At 74.4% G+C, this 20,854-nt stretch carries 13 protein-coding genes; 6 read left to right on the top strand and 7 right to left on the bottom strand.

From position 1 onward, the window contains the following. Positions 1 to 132: 132 nt before the first annotated feature. Entirely contained in the window at positions 133 to 2,541 is a 2,409-nt protein-coding gene (gene afsK / locus ACZ434_RS28255; RefSeq protein WP_468460703.1) for a protein serine/threonine kinase AfsK, read from the top strand. Positions 2,542 to 2,726: 185 nt separating this feature from the next. Then, positions 2,727 to 3,245 carry a hypothetical protein gene (locus ACZ434_RS28250; RefSeq protein ID WP_468460701.1) on the top strand — a complete coding sequence of 173 codons (519 nt, stop codon included), beginning with the start codon at positions 2,727 to 2,729 and terminating at the stop codon, positions 3,243 to 3,245. A gap of 70 nt (positions 3,246 to 3,315) precedes the next feature. On the opposite strand, the gene afsS is transcribed toward ACZ434_RS28250, so the two are convergent. The 3 genes from afsS to ACZ434_RS28235 all read right to left on the bottom strand — a co-directional run bounded on the left by afsS (position 3,316) and on the right by ACZ434_RS28235 (position 7,200). Continuing rightward, positions 3,316 to 3,510 carry a regulatory protein AfsS gene (gene afsS / locus ACZ434_RS28245; protein WP_468460699.1) on the bottom strand — a complete coding sequence of 65 codons (195 nt, stop codon included), beginning with the start codon at positions 3,508 to 3,510 and terminating at the stop codon, positions 3,316 to 3,318. A 213-nt stretch (positions 3,511 to 3,723) separates the two neighbouring features. Further along, positions 3,724 to 6,681 (bottom strand): SARP-family global regulator AfsR, encoded by a 2,958-nt coding sequence (gene afsR / locus ACZ434_RS28240; RefSeq protein ID WP_468460697.1) that lies wholly within the window; start codon positions 6,679 to 6,681, stop codon positions 3,724 to 3,726. A gap of 126 nt (positions 6,682 to 6,807) precedes the next feature. Beyond that, positions 6,808 to 7,200, bottom strand: coding sequence for a nitroreductase/quinone reductase family protein (locus tag ACZ434_RS28235; protein WP_468460695.1), 393 nt, complete (start codon positions 7,198 to 7,200; stop codon positions 6,808 to 6,810). Positions 7,201 to 7,567: 367 nt separating this feature from the next. Here ACZ434_RS28235 and ACZ434_RS28230 point away from each other — a divergent pair, with 367 nt between their 5' ends. The 3 genes from ACZ434_RS28230 to ACZ434_RS28220 all read left to right on the top strand — a co-directional run bounded on the left by ACZ434_RS28230 (position 7,568) and on the right by ACZ434_RS28220 (position 11,721). Next, positions 7,568 to 8,452 (top strand): LLM class F420-dependent oxidoreductase, encoded by an 885-nt coding sequence (locus ACZ434_RS28230; protein ID WP_468460693.1) that lies wholly within the window; start codon positions 7,568 to 7,570, stop codon positions 8,450 to 8,452. 24 nt (positions 8,453 to 8,476) lie between these two features. Continuing rightward, complete coding sequence (locus ACZ434_RS28225; RefSeq protein ID WP_468460691.1) at positions 8,477 to 11,065, top strand: bifunctional FO biosynthesis protein CofGH; 2,589 nt, start codon at positions 8,477 to 8,479, stop codon at positions 11,063 to 11,065. Between the two features lie 77 nt (positions 11,066 to 11,142). Then, positions 11,143 to 11,721, top strand: a complete 579-nt coding sequence (locus ACZ434_RS28220) for a hypothetical protein (RefSeq protein ID WP_468460689.1) — start codon at positions 11,143 to 11,145, stop codon at positions 11,719 to 11,721. 25 nt (positions 11,722 to 11,746) lie between these two features. On the opposite strand, the gene ACZ434_RS28215 is transcribed toward ACZ434_RS28220, so the two are convergent. Next, the gene (locus ACZ434_RS28215; RefSeq protein ID WP_468460687.1) at positions 11,747 to 12,865 is read right to left on the bottom strand and encodes an ADP-ribosylglycohydrolase family protein; all 1,119 of its coding nucleotides are present in this window, start codon (positions 12,863 to 12,865) and stop codon (positions 11,747 to 11,749) included. Between the two features lie 121 nt (positions 12,866 to 12,986). Then, complete coding sequence (locus ACZ434_RS28210; RefSeq protein ID WP_468460830.1) at positions 12,987 to 15,488, bottom strand: tetratricopeptide repeat protein; 2,502 nt, start codon at positions 15,486 to 15,488, stop codon at positions 12,987 to 12,989. Positions 15,489 to 15,598: 110 nt separating this feature from the next. Here ACZ434_RS28210 and ACZ434_RS28205 point away from each other — a divergent pair, with 110 nt between their 5' ends. Next, on the top strand, positions 15,599 to 16,108 hold the full coding sequence (locus ACZ434_RS28205) for a DUF2165 domain-containing protein (protein ID WP_468460685.1): 510 nt from the start codon (positions 15,599 to 15,601) through the stop codon (positions 16,106 to 16,108). 21 nt (positions 16,109 to 16,129) lie between these two features. Here the strand turns inward: ACZ434_RS28205 and ACZ434_RS28200 are convergent, their stop codons facing one another. Together ACZ434_RS28200 and ACZ434_RS28195 are read right to left on the bottom strand one after the other, a co-directional pair. Continuing rightward, a complete protein-coding gene (locus tag ACZ434_RS28200) occupies positions 16,130 to 18,028 on the bottom strand; it encodes an MFS transporter (RefSeq protein WP_468460683.1) in 1,899 nt (632 codons plus the stop codon). Positions 18,029 to 18,161: 133 nt separating this feature from the next. After that, a complete protein-coding gene (locus ACZ434_RS28195; protein ID WP_468460681.1) occupies positions 18,162 to 20,618 on the bottom strand; it encodes a D-alanyl-D-alanine carboxypeptidase in 2,457 nt (818 codons plus the stop codon). Positions 20,619 to 20,854 lie beyond the last annotated feature (236 nt).

Below are 20,854 nucleotides of genomic sequence, written 5' to 3'. Positions count from 1 at the left end.
CGGCCGGTTCGCCACCGGGAGCGCGGACAGGAAGAATCGGGGTGCGTGCCGCCACGGCGGTGGGGTGGTGAGACGCTGCACTACGGTCGCGCACAGGTGGTGGCGCGACTCGTACGGGGAGGTGGCAGGCAAGTGGTGGATCAGCTGACGCAGCACGATCCGCGGCGTATCGGGCCGTTCGAGGTGCTGGGACGGCTGGGAGCCGGCGGCATGGGGCTGGTCTATCTCGCGCGCTCGGCGTCCGGCCGGCGGGTGGCGATCAAGACGGTCCGGACGGAGCTGGCCGAGGACCAGCTCTTCCGGGTCCGCTTCACGCGCGAGGTGGAGGCGGCCCGCGCGGTCTCCGGTTTCTACACGGCGGCCGTCGTGGACGCCGATCCGCGCGCCGCCGTGCCGTGGCTGGCCACCGCCTACGTTCCCGCGCCCTCCCTCGAGGAGATAGTGAACGAGTGCGGGCCCCTGCCGGCGCAGGCGGTGCGCTGGCTCGCGGCGGGCGTCGCGGAGGCGCTCCAGTCCATCCACGGCGCCGGGCTCGTCCACCGCGACCTCAAGCCGTCCAACGTCCTCGTCGTCGAGGACGGGCCCCGGGTGATCGACTTCGGTATCGCCTCCGGTGTCTCCAACACGCGCCTGACGATGACGAACGTCGCCGTCGGCACCCCCGCCTACATGTCCCCGGAGCAGGCCAAGGACTCCCGCAGCGTCACCGGCGCGAGCGATGTCTTCTCCCTCGGCTCGATGCTGGTCTTCGCCGCCACGGGCCACCCGCCCTTCCACGGCGCCAACCCCGTCGAGACCGTCTTCATGCTGCTGCGCGAGGGCCCCGACCTCGACGGCCTCCCGGACGAGCTGCGTCCGCTCATCGAGGCGTGCATGCAGATGGAGGCGACGGCCCGCCCCAACCCCGCCGACCTCCAGGCCCAGCTCGCCCCGCACCTCTTCGGCTCCGGGTCCGACGACAGCGGTACGGCGTCGGCGTGGCTGCCCGAGCGGGCGGTGGGCCTGATCGAGACCCGCCGGGGCGGCCGTCCGGCGCCCAGACCGGCGCACGGAGCGGGCCGCAGCGCCGGCGGCGGCCGTCCGGCCGTACCGCCCCCGCCGCGGCACGACCCGGTCGTCCCGCCGCCTCCGTCCCGGCCCGCGCCGGTGGGCGCGCACGCGGGCGCGCACGCCGGTCCGGCGGTGACGGCCCCGGTCGGCGCGCCCGACACCGGCCCCGTGCGGCTGGCCGGCGCGCAGGTGCCCATCGGCCCCGGCCCGCGCGTCGCCGACACGCGCGCGGCCGCCGTCAAGGCACCCCCGCCCGAGGCGGCCCTCGCCGCCACCTGGTCCAAGCCCCGCCCCGGCGTCAACGGCGCCGACCCGGCCGTGCCGGCGCCCGCCGCGCCCACCGCCGCGCCGGAGCACCCCAGCGGCTGGCGTCCGTGGCGCTTCCGCATGTCCAACGACGTCTGGGGCACCCCGTCCGTCGACGGCGACCTCGTCTACGTCACCTCCTTCGAGGTGCACGCCCTCGACGTCGCCACCGGCCGGCGCCGCTTCAAGACCCGGGACGTCGCCTGGTCGATGGCGGTCGCCGACGGCCGTATCCACGCCTCCGACGGCCCCACCCTCTTCGCCCTCGACGCCCGCGAGGGCGGCGACCTGTGGCGGCTGTCCACGGACGCCTGGGTGTACTCCCTCCAGGCCGACCGGGGCACGGTGGTCACCGGTACGCGCGGCGGCGGTGTCCAGGCCTGGGAGGCGTCGACCGGCCGGAAGCTGTGGGAGGTCACCGGCTGCCAGAGCGACTTCGAGTCCCCGGAGGCCGGACCGTCCGTCCACGACGGCACCGTCTACGTCTGGCAGGACGCCCGGCTGCGCGCCCTCGACGCCCGCAGCGGCGACGAGCGCTGGTCCTACCCCATCGGCGACGCGGCCTCCTGCGGCGGAGTCCCGCTCCGCCTCGCCCACGCCCCCGACGGCTACGTCTACGTCTGCGCCGGCACCCGGGTCCTCGCCCTGGAGGTCACCTCGGGGCGCGTGCGCTGGCACTTCGAGGCACCGGCGGTCTTCCTCTGCCCGCCGGCCTTCGTCCCGGGCCCCGCGGTGACCGGCGGCGGCGTCTACCTCGCCGACTACCTCGGGACGGTCTACGCCCTCGACGCCACCGACGGCCGAGACCGCTGGCGCATCGCCACCGAGTCCCGCTCCTCGTCCGAACCGGTCCTGGTCGCCGCCGGCCACGTCCACGTCGGCAGCGGCAAGGGCCTGTACACCCTGGACGCGGTCACCGGCACGCCCAAGTGGCGCTTCCAGTCCGGCGGCGAGATCGTCGGCGCGCCCGCGGTCGCCGAGGGCCGCATCCACTTCGGCTCCAGCGACCACCTGCTGTACACCCTGAAGGCCGACGACGGCCGGCTGCGGTGGAAGCTCGCGACCGGCGGCGAGATCACCGGCTCCCCGGTGGTCCGGGACGGCGTGGTGTACGCGTGCAGCAAGGACCGCTGCGTGTACGCGCTCGACGCGGAGAAGGGAACGGGCACCGCCCGCACCGCCTAGACGCGGGGGGAGGGACCCGTCTCGCGGGACGGCCGTCGTACCGGTCGCACGGAAGGGTGCCGGACGGCGGCCGCCGCTGTGGGGGACGGCCCGGTGGCCGTTCCCACCGCCGACGCTACGCCGGGTACCAGGAGGTCGCCAGGCGGTGACATGACCGTGACACCGGGGTCGCTAACCTGGCGTACATGAATCCACGGGGGAACACTCTCAAGCTCACAGCGGTCTCGGCGCTCGTCGTCCTGACCCTCACCGGCTTCTCGACCGGCCGCGGCAGCAGCGGAGGCAGCGGCGACGGGGGAGGGGGCGGCTGCAGCAGCTCGTCCCAGGACCACGACTCGTCGTCCGGCTCCGGCGGCGGCTCGCACCGGGACGACGACGATGACGACGACACGGGCGGCAGCGGCGGAAGCGGCGGAAGCACGTCGGCGTCCCTCAGGGACGCCACGGTCGAGCTGCTGACCTGCGTCTCGAGGAAGGCCCCGTACGCCACCGTCGAGGTCACCAACCCCAACACCGTCGACGGGACCTTCACGGTCATGGTGACCTTCGACAACAGCACCGGCGGCACGGTCGTCGAACACACGCAGACGGTCGACGTCCCGGCGGGCGGGACGGCGACCGCCCGCGTGGAGGTGGCCAGCCCGGACGACGTCCGCCGCATCCACGACTGCGTCCCGGACCGCTACGCCCTCGCGGTCCGCTGACCCCGGACACACGTCGGCCGCGACGGCTCCCCCTCCGCGCCGCCGCGGCCGATCCCCCTGGGCGAAAGCCCTACTTGCCGTCCCGGTCCAGGTCCAGGGCGGGCGGGGCGGGCATGGCGTTGTCCATCGTGGTGACGCCGTCCGCCTTGGCGGGCCCGCTGGGCATCGCGTTGTCGAGCGGCCTCACGGTGCCGTCCCCCACCGGCGGCGCGGGCATGGCGTTGTCCTGCGTGGTCGCCTCTGCGTCCTTGTTCTTGTCGCTCACGGTGCTTCCTTCGCTCGGGTGACGGACGGTGAGGAACGCCCGTCCGGATGCTCCCCCGCGGACACCGGACGGGCGTTCGGAGCCGCACGATACTGGCTGGGCTCCAGGTCACCCCGTCTGCCCCCCGACGCGACGGTGTGACGGGAACGAGCGTGCCCGAGGGGGATAAACGAACGCTGAACGCCTCGCGGCGCGCGTTGACGACGGCGCGCGTCAGGCGGCGTGCGTCGACGACAGCAGGGCCCTCATGTCGTGGGCCTCCGGCGCACCGCACTGCTCGTAGAGCGCGAGCGCGTCCGTCCAGCAGGCCTTGGCCCGGCCGGCCTGGCCCAGCGCGGACAGCGTCCGCCCCAGCAGGGCCAGGACGTTGCCGCGCATCCGGTCGCCGCCGATGCAGCCGAGAGCCAGGGCCTGTTCGGCGTACTGGGCGGCGTGCGCGTGCCGGCGGGCCGCCCAGTGCACCTCGGCGATACGGAAGTTGGTCGTCCCCTGCCACAACCGCTGGCGGTGGTCCCCGAAGATGTGCAGGGCGTCGGCGAACCGGCCGAGCGCCTCGTCGTACCGGCCGGCCTGGGTCAGGGCGATGCCCAGCGTGAAGTGGCCGTTGGCGAGCCGCATCGTGCGGCCGATGTCCTGGTGGGCGGTGAGCCCGTGCTGCGCGATCGCCACCGCCTTCTCCACGTTGCCCATGCCCAGGTGCGCCCGGGAGAGGTTGGAGAGGCTGAGCGCCTCCCCCGCGCGGTTGCCCGCGGCGCGGTAGCTCTCGATGGCCTGCTCCAGGAACGACCGTCCGTCCGCGTAGCGGCCCTGGTGCAGGGAGATGAGGCCCCGGTCGTTGGCGACCCAGCCGGCGGCGGTCGTGTCGTGCGACGCCTCCGCGAGGGACATGGCCGACTCCGCCTGCTCGGCGGCCTGCTGGATGCGGCCCGAGACCAGGAGGGCGTTGGTGAGCGTGGTCCGCGCCCTGCCCTCCGCGCGGACGTCGCCGCCGTCGCGGGCGGCCCCGCACATGGCTCTCGCCGTCGTCTCGTACTGGTGGCAGTTGGCCCCGGACTCGGCCAGGTCCTTCGCCGCCCACAGCAGGTCCACGCCCCGCCGCAGCCTGTCCGTCCCGGCCGCCTGCCGGACCGCGGCCAGCAGCGAACCGGCCTCGGTGTAGAGCCAGTCCAGGGCCGCCGGCCCCTCGGTGAACCGCAGGCCCGGGTGCCCCGTCGGCTCCAGGCCGTCCACCAGCCGGTCCCCGGGCCGCTCGATGGCGTACACGCCCGCCGCCGTCGCCAGATAGAAGTCCAGCAGCCGCGACAGCGCCGACTCCCGCTCGACGGGCGGCTGTTCGTCCCGCTCCGCGCACGCACGCGCGTAGAGCCGGACGAGATCGTGGAAGCGGTAGCGGCCCGGGGCCGCCGATTCCAGGAGGGACGTGTCGACCAGGGACTCCAGCAGGTCCTCCGTGTCCTGCGGGGGGAGGTCGAGCACCGCCGCCGCGGCGGCCAGCGAGATGTCCGGGCCGTCCGCCAGGCCCAGCAGGCGGAAGGCCCGGGCCTGCGCGGGCTCCAACTGCCCGTAGCCCAGCTCGAAGGTGGCCTTGACCGCCAGGTCGCCCGCCCGGAGTTCGTCCAGGCGGCGGCGCTCGTCGGCGAGCTTGGCCGCCAGCACCGACACGGTCCAGGTCCGCCTCGCCGCCAGCCGCGACGCGGCGATGCGGATGGCCAGGGGGAGGAAGCCGCAGGCCGCCACCACGTCCAGGGCCGCCTGGCGTTCGGAGGCGACCCGCTCCACGCCGACGATCTTCGTGAAGAGCGTCAGCGCCTCCTCCGGAGACATCACGTCCAGGTCGACCAGGTGCGCGCCCGCCAGGTCCACCATCCGCACGCGGGAGGTCACCAGCGCCGCGCAGCCCCCCGTGCCCGGGAGCAGGGGGCGTACCTGGGCCGCGTCGCGCGCGTTGTCCAGCAGGATCAGGACCCTGCGGCCGTCCAGCACCGAGCGGTACAGCGCCGCCCGTTCCTCCAGGGAGTCCGGAATCGCCGAGTCCGCCGTCCCGAGGGCGCGCAGGAAGGAACCCAGGACCGTCTCCGGTTCCGCCGCTCGCGCGCCGGCGCCCTGGAGGTCGACGTACAACTGGCCGTCGGGGAAGGCAGCGCGGGCCTGATGGGCCACGTGGACCGCGAGGGTGGTCTTGCCGACGCCGCCTATGCCGGCCAGCGCCGACACCGCCATCACCCGGCCCTCCGCGCCGGACGCGGCGGCGAGTACCTCGCTCAGTTCCCGTACGAAGGATGCCCGGCCGGTGAAGTCGGTCACCGTCGCGGGGAGTTGGGCCGGGCGGACGGGGACGGTGGCCGGTTCGGCCATGGGCGCGGACGGCTCCGCGAGGGCCGGGTCGGCCTGGAGGATGCGCTGCTGGAGATCGCGCAGGCCGGGCCGCGGGTCGACGCCCAGCTCGTCGGCGAGCAGCCGGCGCGTGTCGGCGTACACCGCGAGGGCCTCCGCCTGGCGGCCGCTGCGGTAGAGGGCGAGCATGAGGAGCTCCCGCAGGCGCTCCCGCAGCGGGTGGGCGGCGGTGAGGGCCGTGAGCTCCGAGACGGCCTCCGCGTGACAGCCCTGCTCCAGGTCCATGTCCAGGCGGGATTCGAGGAGTTGGAGCCGCCACTCCTCCAGCCGGACCCGCTGGGCCTGCGCGTAGGGGCCGGGCACCGCGGCCAGGGTCTCGCCGTCCCACAGGGACAGCGCCCGGTCGAGCAACTCCCGTGCGTGGCACAGGTCTCCGCCGCCGCGGGCCTTCTCCGCCCGCGTCGCCAGGTCCTGCGCCGCCGCGAGGTCCAGCGCCCCCTCCCCGAGCCCGCGCACCGCGTACCCGCCGGACTCGCTGACCAGGACCCCGGGGTCCAGCGCCTTCCGCAGCCGGGAGGCGTAGGTGCGCACCGCCGCGAGCGCCTGGGCCGGCGGTTCCCCGTCCCACAGGGCGTCGATCAGCTCGGCCGCGGTGGCCGTCCGCCCCTCGCGCAGCAACAGGGCGGCGAGCAGGGCGCGTTGCTGGGGGCTGCCGGTGGTGACCGGCTCGTCGTCGCGCCAGGCCCGCACCGGGCCCAGCACGCCGAAGCGCAGTGCCCGCGGCTGTGTCGAGAAGCCGGGGCGCCGCCGTTCCGGTCCTCGCGGCACACCGTCCATGCAGTCCCCCTCATGCATCCTGAGCAACAAGGCCAGTCTGCCTTCTCCTGACGGATGAGTCAGCCGTGCGAGACGCCGATCACACGGGGATCGGCGGGCCGCCACCGGGCCCACACATCTTCGCCCTCAGCCGTCCAGATCCACCCGCACCGTCAGCAGTTCGGCCCCGAAGGCCCGCACGGCGGCGCTGTTGAGGCGGGGCAGGCGGCGCAGCCGGGCGACGGGGTCGTCGTCGGGCAGCAGGCGGGCGGTGCCGGTGTGCCAGCGGCCCCGCACGCGCACCCGCACCCGGGGGTCCGCCTTGATGTTGCGGACGTACTGCGAGCGTTCGCCGAACTCCGAGACCAGCCAGAAGGAGTCACCGATCCGCCGGCCGCCCACGGGGGTGCGGCGGGGCAGACCGGAGACACGGCCCGTGGTCTCCAGGACCGTCTGCACGGGCAGCCGGCGCAGGACGGGGTTGATCCGGCGCTGGAAGGCGGTGGCGACCCGGTACTTGCGTGCGGCACGAGAAGTCATCGTGCGCACGAGCCTACCGGCGGGCCGGGCGAGAGGGGTCGGTGCGGACGGCCGTGGTCCGGGCGGCGGCCCGGCGGCGGTCTCGCGGCGCGTCCACCGGAAGCCGGGTGCCGGTGTGCCGCACCTCCCGGTCGAAACCGAGCGGCCGGTGCGGTACGGAGCGCCGCCGGCGGAGGGAGACGGCGGGCAGCTCGGTACCGTGGGAACGGCCCGCGTCGATGCCGTCCCGGACGGCCCGCCGGGTCGGGCGGCCGGTGGGGACGGGTCCTCCGCGAAGGGTGGCCGAGTCGATGCCGACCGGTCGGTATGGACAGATGGGGTGCGGCCGGGTATTGATGGGTGGTCGTCCGCGTACGAAAGGCCGCTCATGCGCATCGCCGTCACGATCTTCCTCACCGACGAGACGATCACCCCGGTCCGGCTCGCCCGTGAGCTGGAACAGCGCGGGTTCGCCGGGCTGTACCTGCCCGAGCACACGCACATCCCCGTCGAGCGGACCAGCCCGTACCCGGCGGGCGGGGAGCTGCCCCGCGAGTACGGGCGCACCCTGGACCCCTTCGTCGCGCTCGGGCAGGCCGCGGCCGTCACCGAGCGGCTCGGGGTGGGCACCGGCATCACGCTCGCCGCGCAGCACGACCCGATCGACCTGGCCAAGCAGATCGCCACCCTGGACCACCTCTCCGGCGGCCGCTTCACCCTCGGTCTCGGCTTCGGCTGGAACGTCGAGGAGGCCGCCGACCACGGGGTGGAGTGGCGTACCCGGCGCGAGCTGGTGCGGGACCGGATGGGCCTGATGCGGTCGCTGTGGACCGAGGAACCGACCGGGTACGAGGGCGAGTTCGCGAGCGTACGGGCGAGCTTCGCGCACCCCAAGCCGGTGCAGAAGCCGCGCGGTCCGGTGGTCGGTCCGCGCACGCTGGTCGGCGGGGCGGCCGGGCCGAAGCTGTTCGCGCACATCTGCGAGTACGCCGACGGCTGGATGCCGATCGGCGGGCGGGGCCTGACCGAGTCGCTGCCGCTGCTGCGCACCGCCTGGGCCGACGCGGGCCGCGACCCGGGCGCCCTCCAGGTCGTGCCGTACGCCGTCCTGCCCAGCGCGGGCAAGCTGGCCCACTTCGCCGAGCTGGGCGTCGAGGAGACCGTGCTGCAACTGCCGGCGGCGGGGGAGGCGGAGGTACTGCGGACGCTGGACGCGTACCAGCCATTCGTCGGCGGGGACGGCGCGGACCGCGGGGACCGGCACGGTTCCTGATCACCCCGAACGTATCCTCAAGGGATGACGACTTCCGTGACCTCCGGAGCGGGCGGCCCGACCGAGAACTCCCTGCGCCGTGCCCTCAGACGCGCCCGGGACGGCGTCTCCCTGGACGTCACCGAGGCCGCCGTCCTGCTCCAGGCGCGCGGCGAGCACCTCCAGGACCTGGCCGCGTCCGCCGCCCGGGTCCGCGACGCCGGGCTCGAGGCGGCGGGGCGGCCCGGGGTCATCACGTACTCCAAGAGCGTCTTCGTCCCGCTGACCCGGCTGTGCCGGGACAAGTGCCACTACTGCACGTTCGTCACCGTGCCCGGCAAGCTGCGCCGCGCCGGGCACGGGATGTTCATGTCGCCGGACGAGGTGCTGGACATCGCCCGCAAGGGCGCCGCCGCCGGCTGCAAGGAAGCCCTCATCACCCTCGGCGACAAGCCCGAGGACCGCTGGCCGGAGGCGCGCGAGTGGCTCGACGCGCACGGCTACGACGACACGATCGCGTACGTCCGCGCCGTCTCCATCCGCATCCTGGAGGAGACCGGGCTGCTCCCGCACCTCAACCCGGGCGTCATGACCTGGACCGACTTCCAGCGCCTGAAACCGGTCGCGCCGTCGATGGGCATGATGCTGGAGACCACCGCGACCCGCCTGTGGTCCGAGCCGGGCGGCCCCCACCACGGCTCCCCGGACAAGGAACCGGCCGTGCGGCTGCGGGTGCTGGAGGACGCGGGCCGCTCCTCGGTCCCCTTCACCTCCGGCATCCTCATCGGCATCGGCGAGACGTACGAGGAGCGCGCCGAGTCCCTCTTCGCGCTGCGGAAGGTCTCCCGCGCCCACCACGGCATCCAGGAACTGATCATCCAGAACTTCCGCGCCAAGCCGGACACCGCGATGCGCGGCATGCCGGACGCGGAACTCGACGAACTGGTCGCCACGGTGGCCGTCGCCCGGCTGCTCCTCGGCCCCTCCGCCTGTCTCCAGGCCCCGCCGAACCTGGTCGACTCCGAGTACGGGCGGCTGATCGCGGCCGGTATCGACGACTGGGGCGGGGTCTCCCCGCTCACCATCGACCACGTCAACCCCGAACGCCCCTGGCCGCGGATCGAGGAACTGGCCGCCACCTCCCGGGCGGCCGGCTTCGAACTGCGCGAACGGCTCTGCGTCTACCCGGAGTTCGTACGGCGCGGCGAGCCCTGGCTGGACCCCCGGCTGCGCCCGCACGTCGCCGCGCTCGCCGACCCCGACACCGGCCTGGCCCGCCCCGACGCGCTCCCGCGGGGGCTGCCCTGGCAGGAACCGGACGAGGCGTTCACCGCGACGGGCCGCACCGATCTGCACCGCACCATCGACACCGAGGGACGTACGGGCGACCGCCGCGAGGACTTCGACGAGGTCTACGGCGACTGGGAGGTCCTGCGCGAGGCCGCCGCCCCCGGCATGGTGCCCGAGCGCATCGACACCGACGTCCGCGAGGCGCTGCGCACGGCGGCCGGCGACCCGACGAAGCTGACCGACGCGGAGGCGCTCGCGCTGCTGCACGCCGACGGTCCCGCGCTGGACGCGCTGTGCCAGATCGCGGACGACGTCCGCAAGTCCGCCGTCGGCGACGACGTGACGTACATCGTCACCCGCAACATCAACTTCACCAACGTCTGTTACACCGGCTGCCGCTTCTGCGCCTTCGCCCAGCGCCGCACCGACGCCGACGCCTACACCCTCTCGCTGGACCAGGTCGCCGACCGCGCCCAGCAGGCCTGGGACGTGGGCGCGGTGGAGGTCTGCATGCAGGGCGGCATCCACCCGGACCTGCCCGGGACGGCGTACTTCGACATCGCGAAGGCGGTGAAGGAGCGCGTCCCCGGCATGCACGTGCACGCCTTCTCCCCGATGGAGGTCGTCAACGGCGCGAGCCGCACGGGCCTGTCCATCCGCGAGTGGCTGACGGCCGCGAAGGAGGCCGGACTGGACACCATCCCCGGCACGGCCGCCGAGATCCTCGACGACGAGGTCCGCTGGATCCTCACCAAGGGCAAACTCCCGGCGGCCACCTGGATCGAGGTCGTCGAGACGGCCCACGAACTGGGCATCCGCTCGTCGTCGACGATGATGTACGGCCACGTCGACCAGCCCCGCCACTGGCTCGGCCACCTGCGCACCCTCGCCGGCATCCAGCAGCGCACCGGCGGCTTCACGGAGTTCGTGACGCTGCCCTTCGTGCACACCAACGCCCCCGTCTACCTGGCCGGCATCGCCCGCCCCGGCCCCACGGTCCGCGACAACCGCGCGGTCACCGCCATGGCCCGCCTCCTGCTCCACCCGCACATCCCCAACATCCAGACGAGCTGGGTGAAACTGGGCGCGGAGGGCGCGGCGGAGATGCTCCGCTCGGGGGCGAACGACCTCGGCGGCACCCTCATGGAGGAGACCATCTCCCGGATGGCGGGCTCCTCCTACGGCTCCTACAAGTCGGTCAAGGACCTGATCGCGGTCGCCGAGGCCGCCGGACGCCCCGCGAAGCCCCGCACCACCCTCTACGGCGAGGTCCCCGGGGAACGCCGCCGCGCGGCGGAGGCCTCCGACGGTCACCTTCCGGAGCTGCTGCCGGTGCTGGACTGAGACGCGGGCGCCGCGCGCGCTGGCAGTAGGATGATCCGACGCGCGTTCGGGACCCGTAGCTGAGGAGATACGTACCGGTGTCTGCCCGTCTTCCTTCGTGGGCCTGGGTGACCGGGCTGACCACGGGGGCGATAGCCGTGGTGGCGGTCCTGGCCGTCCAGGCGGACCAGGGGACGAAGCCCACCGCCGCCACCTCCCGGCCCAGCGCGTCGGCGACGGTGGACGCGAAACCGGACGCGAAACCGTCCGCCGAGCCGGAGGAGGAGAAACCGGCGGCGGTCCCGGCCGACTCGGGCACCGGCCGCCGGATCGTGTACTCCCTCGACCAGAAGCGCGTCTGGCTGGTCGACGCCAGCGACGCGGCCCGCCGGACCTTCACGGTCTGGCCGGGCACGGTCTCCCCGGACCCCGGCACGTACCGGATCGGCTCCCGCACCGAGGCCACCACGGGCAGCGACGGCGTCCCGGTGGAGCACATCATGTACTTCGGCGCGAAGTCCGGCGTCTCCGTGGCCTTCTCCAACGCGGTCGACGGCTCCTCGCCCCCGCCCGCCGCCCCGGACGCGAAGACCGGCGGCATCCGCGTCACCAAGGACGACGGCAAGGCCCTGTGGACCTTCGGCACGGCCGGCACGACGGTACGGGTCGTCCGGTAACGGCCCTGCCGCCCGCCCCGCGGGCTCAGGCCCCCCGCGGATACCGCGCCAGCCACGCCGCGGAGGACCCCCCGGGCCCGTGCAGCGCCGGCCCCTGCGTCATCTCCATGGCGAAGTCGTCGGCCAGCTCCAGCACCGTGGGCCGGCCCTCCAGCTCCGCCAGCCACCCCGGCGGCAGCGCCGTCTCCCCGTGCAGCGCCCCGAGCAGCCCCCCGGTCAGCGCACCGGCCGCGGCGCTGGGCCCGTCGTGGTTCACGGCGAGGCACAGCCCGTGCCGTACGTCCTCGCCCACCAGCGCGCAGTACACGGCGGCGGCGAGCAGCCCCCCGGCGGTGGCGTCGCCGATCAGCTCCGTGACCCGCTCCGGGGTCGGCATCCCCTGCCGTACCGCCCCCAGCGCCTGCTGGAGCGCCTCGGACACCGGCCGGTGTCCCGGCCGCGCCGCCAGCAGCGCCAGCGCCCGCTGCACCGCCGTGTCCAGGCTCTCGCCCCGGGCCAGCGCGTGCACGATCACCGCGTACCCGCCCGCCGCGAGGCAGGCGTCCGGATGGCCGTGGGTCTGCGCCGCGCACTCCACGGCGAGCTGGGCGACCAGCTGCGGCTCCCAGCCGACGAGCAGCCCGAACGGCGCGGACCGGGCGGCGGCCTCCGGCCCCGGCTCACCGGGATTCTTGGGCGCCTCGAGCGTCCCCATGGTCTCGTCGCCGAGCCCGAGCAGCAGCGTACGGGCGGGGTCCCGGCGGGCGTACAGCCACTCCTCGCGCGCCAGCCAGCCGTCTTCCTTGCGCCGCTCGTCCGGGCCCCAGTCCCGCTGCGTGGTGGCCCACCGCCGGTACGCCCGGTGCAGATCGGTCGGCGGATGCCAGGCGCCGGTGTCCCGCCGCACCTGGGCGCGGATCAGCCCGTCCACGGTGAACAGGGTGAGCTGGGTGTGGTGGGTGACGGCACCGCGCCGCCCGTAGGCGGGGGCGAGGTCGGCGACGCCCTCCGCGCCGTGCGCCCGGCGGATCGCGTCGACCGTCAGGCCGTCGACCGGCGCGCCCAGCGCGTCCCCGACGGCCACCCCGAGCAGCGTCCCGCGCACCCGGCTGCGGAAGTCCTGCTGCTCACGGCGCCCCCACACGGGCCCGGCAGTACCGGTCACCAAGACCTCCCGGGGGACCGTCCGTACGTACGACGCGAGCACTGTAATCGAACCCGGACGGTCGGTTCAGGGGGCGGATCGGTATGCGGAATGTGACCCGATTGATCGGAAGCGGTCGGTATCAGCCGTCACGGTGGCGTACCACCGCGTCCCGCTGCGCGCGCGCCCACGCGTAGGACGGGTCGATCTCCAGGGCGCGGTCCAGGTCGGCCAAAGCCTCCTCCGTACGGCCGAGGCGGAAGCGGGAGACGCCCCGGCTCGCGTACGCCGACGCGTAGGCGGGGTCGAGGGCGAGGGCGTGGCCGTAGGCGGCGAGGGCCTCCTCGTCACGCCCGGCGTCCCGCAGCGCGTCCCCGCGCTCGCAGTGGGCCCACCGGGAGTCGGGCTGCACGGCGACGGCCCGGTCCAGGTCGGCGAGCCGGCGCCCGGTGTCGCCCAGCACGCGCCGGACCCGGCCGCGGCGGATGAGGGCCCACGGGTAGTCGGGCTTCAGCTCCAGTGCGCGGTCCAGCGCGGTGAGCGCGGCGGCCGGGTCGCCGAGGGCGAGCCGGACGGCGCCGAGGGAGGCCCAGGCGAACGCGTCGGCGGGATCGAGCGCCACGGCACGCCCCAGGCCCGCCGCCGCGTGCTCGTGCAGTCCGAGGACGCGCAGGTACTCCCCGCGCAGGGCGTGGGTCCCGGCGTCGTCCGGAACGGTGCGGAGCGCCCGGTCCAGCGTGCTGACGGCGGTCGCGTAATCGCCCCGGGCGGCGTGGGCGAGCGCACGGTCGCGGTGGATCCGCGCCACCAGGCCGGCGGGGAGTTCCACGTCCCAGCCGGCGTGTTCACGGGGCTGCTCCCCGGTCCGCGACGGGGCTCCGGGGCGCCGGACCGGGCCGGGGTACCCGTAGGCGGGCCGGGCCTGGGGCTGCGCCGCCTGGGGCTGCGGCTCCGGGAAGGCCCGGTCCAGTGTCTCCGGGGGGACGTCGGGGCCGACACCGTAGGGCCCACCGCCCGACCCACCGGTGGGGCCGCCGGCCGGCGGCGCATGGCCGTCGCTGAGGAGCAGTTCCTCCAGTACGGCCTGCGGGCCGCCGGACACGAGCGCCGGCGACAGCCGCCGCCCCCACGCGGCGACCGCCGCCTCGTCGGCGTCCCGGCCGGCGTCCTCCAGGACCGCGATCCAGCGCGCCGCCACGGACTCGCCCTGGTCGCACGCCTCCACCAGGTCGTGCAGCAGCTCGGACAGCGCCTCCCGGTCCCGGGCGCACAGACGGTGGTAGAGCTCCGCCGTGCGCAGCTCCCGCCAGTCCTCGTCGGCCCACGGCCGCCCGGCCCCCGGCCCGCTCTCCGTCTCCTCGCGCCAGCGGCGGAACGCGTCCGCCAGCCGCCGCTGGTCCGCCGCCCAGCCGCGCGGGGAGCGTCCGCGCTGCAGCCGCAGCATCGGGGCGCGTACGACGTCGTGGTAGCGGAGCCGGCCCCCGAGCGGATCGGTGAACGGCAGCGTGCTCACCCACCCGTACAGCTCGTCCGCCCGCTCCCGGTCGAGGTCGGCCGCCACCCGGAACACGTCCGCGTCCAGCCGGCGGGGCAGCGCGCCCGCGATCGCGGCGGCCCGGCGCACCGGGTCCTGCTCCCCCTCCAGGAACCGTTCCACGGCGGTGGCGCTGGGGTCCCGTACGTCCTCGGGGCCGGCCGGGCGGGAGTCGGCCAGCAGGGAGACGAGGACGGGGAGACCACCGGTCAGCCGGAGCACCTCGGCGACGACCGGTTCCGCCCGGACACCCCGGTCCGCGAGCAGGCCGCGCGCCTCCGCCTCCGTGAACGGCCGCAGCGGCAGCGGGGTCACGAAGCCCGGCAGGGCGCCCCAGCGGGAGTTGTCGGCCGGGCCCCGGCCGGCGGTGACGACGAGGGTCGAACCGGGGAGGAACCCGTAACGGTCGCTCGACATGATGTCCCACAGCCAGGCGTCGAGGAAGTGTCCCGTGCGCTCGTAGGCGTCGAAGAACAGCACGATCCACGGCACGTCGGCGGCGGCCCGGCGGATCTCGTCCACCAGCACGGGGGTGAGGACGCTCTCCGGGGAGAGCACCAGCTGTACGTCCTCGTGACTGCGGAAGCGCGCGCCGAGCCCGGTGCGCAGACGGTCGGCGCCCTGGGCGAGGTGCGTGGGGTCGAGGACACCGGCGAAGGCGCCCACGCCCGGGACGAGCCCCAGCCCGGCGAGGCCGGCCCGCGCCACGGCCATGCTGCCCGCGGAGGGGCCGCCGTCCGGCCCGGGCTCCAGCGCGGCCAGGGCGGCCAGTTCGGCCTGGTGACGCCGCTCCCGGTGGGCGGCCAGCAGCCGCTCCAGGTCCTTGGCCCGGTGGCCCTGCGCGGCGAACCGGCGGCAGAGCACCTCCAGTGTCTCCGGGATGTCGGCCGCGGCCTCGTCGACGTACGCGGTCAGCGCCCCGGACTCCCGGGCGATGTGCTCGAACTCCGCGAGCAGCATGGACTTCCCGACGCCCGCGGGGCCGTGCACATGGAACAGGAAGTGGCGGCTTCCGATGGCGGACGAGGCCAGGTTCGCCCGGAACAGCCCGCGTTCGGCCGCACGGCCCACGAAGGCGGCGCGCCTGCGCTGCTGGACGATCTCCTGCATCGACAGCCGTGCCTGCGCCACGCGTCCGTCCCTCCGTCCATGTCCCGGCCGCCCTCATTCTGGCCCACGCGTTCCGGAATACGCGTGCCGGCAAAGGGAATTGAACCGCCATGTCCACCACCACCGCGCGCCGCGCGCTGCCCCTCACCGCCACCCTCCTCACCGCGACCGTCGCCCTCTACATGGCGCTGGTGGCCTTCGGCAACATCACGGACTTCGGGACGAACCGCGAGTTCGTACGGCATGTCCTGGCCATGGACACCACGTTCAAGGACGACGACCTGATGTGGCGCGCGATCACCGGCGAGGGCCTGCAGGACGCCGCGTACGTCCTGATCATCGTCTGGGAGACGGCCGCCGCGCTGGTGCTGCTGTACGGCACCTGGCTCTGGGCCCGCCACGACCACCCGCGCGCCCGCCGCTTCTCCACCTACGGCCTGCTGATGGTCATGCTCCTGTTCGGCGCCGGCTTCATGGCGATCGGCGGCGAGTGGTTCGCGATGTGGCAGTCGCAGGACTGGAACGGCCTGGACGCGGCGCTGCGGGTGTTCGTCCTCAGCGGCGTGGTCCTGCTGGTCAACCACCTGCCGGGCACGCACGCGCTCCGTGACACCGAGTAGCCGCACACCCCCCGGGCCGGATCAGCGGAGCTCGTCGGGGCAGGGGGTGCCGCGTTCTCCCCACTTGTACGGGGCCGCCAGGCGGTAGATCCCCGGCTCCGGGGCCAGCAGGGTCGTCCAGCGGTCGCCGTCGGCGTCCTCCTCCGTCTCCAGCAGGCAGCCGTGGACGTTCTCGTACGTCCTCGGCTCGTCCTCCGGGCGGTTCTCGGACTCCTCCGTCTCCCGCGGCGGCTCCAGCGCCCTGCCCTCGGCGTCGACGAGGCCCAGCCACGGCGAGTACGGGATGCGGATCAGGATCCGGCCCGCCTTCTCCACCCGCAGCGTCCACTCACCCTGCTCGGCCCGCTCCACCACCGTGTTCGGCTCCGCCAGCGGGGTCGGCTCGTCCACCGCGAACAGCTGCCAGTTCGCGTCGCCCCAGATCTGCTTCAGATACGGCAGCCCGCGCTGCACCAGCTCCCGCTCCCGCTGGCCGCCGTCGCCGTCCGGCTCGTCCTTGGGCAGCACCACGAAGTGCACGCCCCAGCGCTTCAGCCACTCCCGGTAGTTCGCCGAGTTGAGGGTGTCGTCGTAGAAGAGCGGGTTGCGCTCCATGTCGGCCTGCCGGTTCCAGCCGCGGGCCAGGTTGACGTACGGGGCGAGGGCGGACGCCTCGCGGTGCGAGCGGGCCGGGACGACCTCCACGCGGCCCCGCTCGGCGCCGACCTCCTGCAACTCGTTCACCAGCGGCGCCAGCTCGCGCGCCCAGGAGGCGCGCGGCGTGGTGTGCACCACGTCGTCGACCGACTTGAAGCCGATCCAGCCGGTGAAGCCGACGAAGGCGACCACGATCGCGTACCACTTGAGGGACTTCGGCACCGCGAACGGCAGCGCCGCCACCAGCACCACACCGCCGAACAGCATCGCGAGGCGCGTCATGTTGGAGCCGATCTGCGAACTGATCAGCCACACCAGCACGATCCCCAGCCCGTACACCGCGGCCGTGATCCGCACGGTCTTCCACTCCGCGGGCACCAGGACGTACACCAGCACCGAGTACAGCAGCGGCAGGACCACCGAACCGATGCCCATCGGCTGCGTCCCCGAGAACGGGAACAGCCAGGCCGACACCGCCACCACCGCACTCGGCGCCAGGCCCAGCGCCCACGCCCCCGGCCGGCGCTTCTGCAGGAACAGCGCCACCGCCACCAGGCCCACGAACAGGCCCGCGACCGGCGAGGCCATGGTCGCCAGCGCCGCCAGCGGGGCCGCGCACAGGGCCTTCGCCCAGCGTTTGTAACGCCAGCGGTGGGGCCAGCAGAAGACGACGGCGACCGCGCCGAGCGCGAACATCATGCCGAGCCCGAACGTCACCCGCCCCGAGGCGGCGTTGCACAGCAGGGCGAACACCCCGGCCAGCGCCGCCCACAGAGGGTTGCGCACCACCCGGCTGCGCATCAGCACCAGGGTCAGCAGCCCCGCCGACACCGTCCCCGCGATCATCATCGTCGTCCGCACGCCGAGGAGGGACATCAGGTACGGCGACACCATGCTGTACGACACCGGGTGCATCCCGCCGTACCAGGCGAGGTTGTACGCCGAGTCCGGGTGCCGGCCCACGAACTCGGCCCACGCGTCCTGCGCGGCGAGGTCGCCGCCGCTGTTGGCGAACGTGAAGAACCAGACGATGTGCAGCAGACCGGCGAGCGCGGTGACGGACAGTGCGGGGTGCCGCAGCATGCGGGCGCGCACGGCGAGGACGGCGGTCATGAGGGCGCCGGGAGCGCTGCCGCCGTTGCCGTTGCCGTCGTCGCCGTCGTCGCCGGGCGGGTGCTCGGGCTCCCGGGTAGGCCGCCGTGTCCCGGACACGGGTATTCGCGGACCCGCGGATCCCGCACCGGGATCGGCGTCGTCGGCGCGTGTCGGCTCCGCTGTGGCCACCTGAAAGTACTCCCCGTGTCCCGTTTTCCCTGCCCGATCCTGCCCGTTTCGTGACGCTAGCACGCACCCCGCAGGCCGTCGCCCGGGTGGGCGTGGGCCCGCGGGGTGCGGGTGTTGCTGCGCCGGTTCCGCCTCAGGAGATACGGGTCAGCTTGTCCGTGAAGCCCGGCTCCACCAGGTCCTCCTGGAGGGCGACCGGGACCTTGACGGCACTGCTCGTACCGTCACCCACGGTGAGCGTGCCCACCTTCGTGCCCGCCTTCGCCGTCCGCGGCAGCTCGTCCGCGGCGAACGTCAGCTTCACCGACAGGCCGGCCCAGCCGACGGCCTTGACGTCCTCGGTGACGGCGACGGGCGTACGGCCGCCCAGACCGTCGTCCACGTAGCCGACGACGGTGCCCTTCTTCAGGATGGTCGCCGACTCCAGCGCGCCCTGCGCGGCCCGGATCAGGTCGTCGCCCGCGGTGAGGGCGGCGGACAGGATGGTGTTGTCCTTGCCGCCCGCGGGCTGGCGGACCACGGCGCCGACGACGGTCCGCGTCTCACCGTCGACGTCCTTCTTCGCGGCGAACACGAGGTTGCCGAGCGCGGAGGTGGTGGTGCCGGTCTTGATGCCGACGACGTTGTTCCGGCCGACCAGCTGGTTCCAGTTGGAGTGGTTGACGCCCTTGTAGTCGTCGTACGACATCATCGCGGCGACCTCGCGGAACGCGGGCTGCTTCATCGCCTCCTTGGCCAGCTTCACCTGGTCCACGGCCGTGCTCACGGTGGTGTCGTTCAGACCCGAGGGGTCGGTGTACGTCGTGTTGGTCATGCCGAGGTCCTTCGCGGCGTCGTTCATCTTCTCGACGAACGCCTTCTCGGACCCCGCGTCCCAGCGGGCCAGCAGCCGCGCCACGTTGTTCGCGGAGGCGATCAGGACGGACTCGACCGCCTCCCGCTGGGAGATCTCGTCGCCCTCGGTGACGTCGACGGTCGACTCCTGACCGGCGTCGGACTGCTCCTCCGCCAGCTTGTCGATCTTGAGCATCGGACCCTCTTCACCGCTCTTGAGCGGGTGGTCGCGCAGGATCACATACGCGGTCATGACCTTGGCGACACTGGCGATCGGTACCGGCTTCTGCTCACCGGAGGAGCCGAACGTGCCGATGCCCTGCACGTCCAGCGCGGCCTGCCCGTCCGCCGGCCACGGGATCTCCGGCTTGCCGCCCTCGAAGGTGTAGCCGTCCTCGGCGGTGAGTTCGAGCGTGGGCTCGGGAAGCGGACGAATGTTCTGTACGACCGCGAAGACGATCACCAGCAGGACGACCAGCGGCGTCCAGATCTTGACCCGCCGCACGGCCGTCCGCAGCGGGGTCTGCGGGGGCGGCGGGGTGTTGGTCAGCTCCGCCAGCAGGTCCAGCGGCGGCTTGGGCGGCAGCGGCTGCTGCGTCGTCCGCTCCGGCCCGACCTGCGGCAGCGAGGTGGTGGCCTCGGCGGGCGGCAGGGTGGAGGACGCGGCGGCGGACGCGGCGGCGTCTGTGGTCCGCGGGGGCTTGCGGACCGCCGGGTCGTCGAACTCCTTCAGCGCGACGAACTTGCTGGTCCGCTCGGCGTCCGCCTCGGGCTTGCCCTCGGCGTCCGCGTCACCCAGCTTGAGCATGGTGGTGGGCTGATCGACGGAGGGCTGCGGGGCCCGGAAGACAGCGGTGGGCTGATCGACGGGCCCCTTGCCGGAACGGCCGGCCGCACCGGGGGCGTCGCCGCCGTCCTCGCCCTCGCCCACGGCGCCGGTCTCCGTCCGGCCGGGGGCGGGTGACGTGCCCTCGGGGGCCTTGCCGCCGTCCGCTGCGGCGCCGGCGTCCTTGCGGTCGGCTGCGGGGGCGGCGGTTTCGGCGGCATCCGCGCCGGCGTCGTCGCCGGGTTCGGGCGAGGCGGCCTCGAGGGCGTTGTCGTCGTCCGCTGCGGCGCCAGTGTCCTTGCGGTCGGCTGCGGGGGCGGCGGTTTCGGCGGCATCCGGGCCGGAGTCGTCGCCGGGTTCGGGCGAGGCGGCCTTGGGGGTGTCGTCGTCCGCTGGGTCGGTGTTCGTGCGCCCGGGGGTGGGTGACGTGGCCTCGGGGGCGTTGTCGTCGTCGGCTGCGGGGGTGGCGTCCTTGCGGTTCGCGTCCTCGTCGGCGGTCTCGGCGGCATCCGGGCCGGAGTCGTCGCCGGGTTCGGGGGACTGCGCCGTGGGGGCCGCCGCGTCCGCGTCGTCGGTCGCGGCGTCCTCCTTGCGGGACGCGTCGGCGGCCGGAGCCTGCACTTCACCGTCGTCGGAGGCGCTACGCGCGGCCGGAACGGTACCGGTGCCGTCGGAAGCACCGTCCGCGCCGGTGTCCTCGGAGTCACCGTTGCCAGTCACGTCGGCGGCGGCACCCTTCGCGGCGCCGTCCGCACCGGAGCCCTCGGAGGCGCCGTCCGTCGCCGGAGCCGTACCGGCGTCGTCGGAGGTGCCGCCGGACGCCTCCGTGTCCGCGTCGGGCTCGCCCTCACCGGACTCCCGTCCGGCGTCGCCGCTCAGGTCCTCGCTCGGCTCCGCCGAGCGCACCCACGCGGCGACCGCCTCACGCAACCGACCGTCCCCCTCCGCCGGGGAGTTGCTCTCGCCCTCCGCAGGAGCACTGCCGCTTTCGCCCTCGGCCGGAGTCGTGCTCTCGCCCTCCGCAGGGGCCGCGCCGCCCTGGCGCTCCGCCGGGGTCTTGCTCTCACCGTCCGCAGGGGCACCGGCGCTCTTGCCCTCCGCCGGGGAGTTGCTCTCACCCTCCGCGGGAGTACCGCTGCTCTCGCCCTCCGCCGGAGTCTGCCCCT

The sequence above is a fragment of the Streptomyces sp. NPDC030893 genome (assembly GCF_055571535.1).
The sequence above is the reverse complement of the archived record's forward strand: the minus strand, read 5'-3'. Positions and strand labels throughout refer to the sequence as shown.

Excerpts from the sequence above, each read along its gene's own strand:
- ACZ434_RS28250 (WP_468460701.1), top strand. The coding sequence starts at position 2,727 with ATGAATCCACGGGGGAACACTCTCAAGCTCACAGCGGTCTCGGCGCTC.
- afsR (WP_468460697.1), bottom strand. The coding sequence starts at position 6,681 with ATGGACGGTGTGCCGCGAGGACCGGAACGGCGGCGCCCCGGCTTCTCG.
- ACZ434_RS28235 (WP_468460695.1), bottom strand. The coding sequence starts at position 7,200 with ATGACTTCTCGTGCCGCACGCAAGTACCGGGTCGCCACCGCCTTCCAG.
- ACZ434_RS28230 (WP_468460693.1), top strand. The coding sequence starts at position 7,568 with ATGCGCATCGCCGTCACGATCTTCCTCACCGACGAGACGATCACCCCG.
- ACZ434_RS28225 (WP_468460691.1), top strand. The coding sequence starts at position 8,477 with ATGACGACTTCCGTGACCTCCGGAGCGGGCGGCCCGACCGAGAACTCC.
- ACZ434_RS28210 (WP_468460830.1), bottom strand. The coding sequence starts at position 15,488 with ATGCAGGAGATCGTCCAGCAGCGCAGGCGCGCCGCCTTCGTGGGCCGT.
- ACZ434_RS28205 (WP_468460685.1), top strand. The coding sequence starts at position 15,599 with ATGTCCACCACCACCGCGCGCCGCGCGCTGCCCCTCACCGCCACCCTC.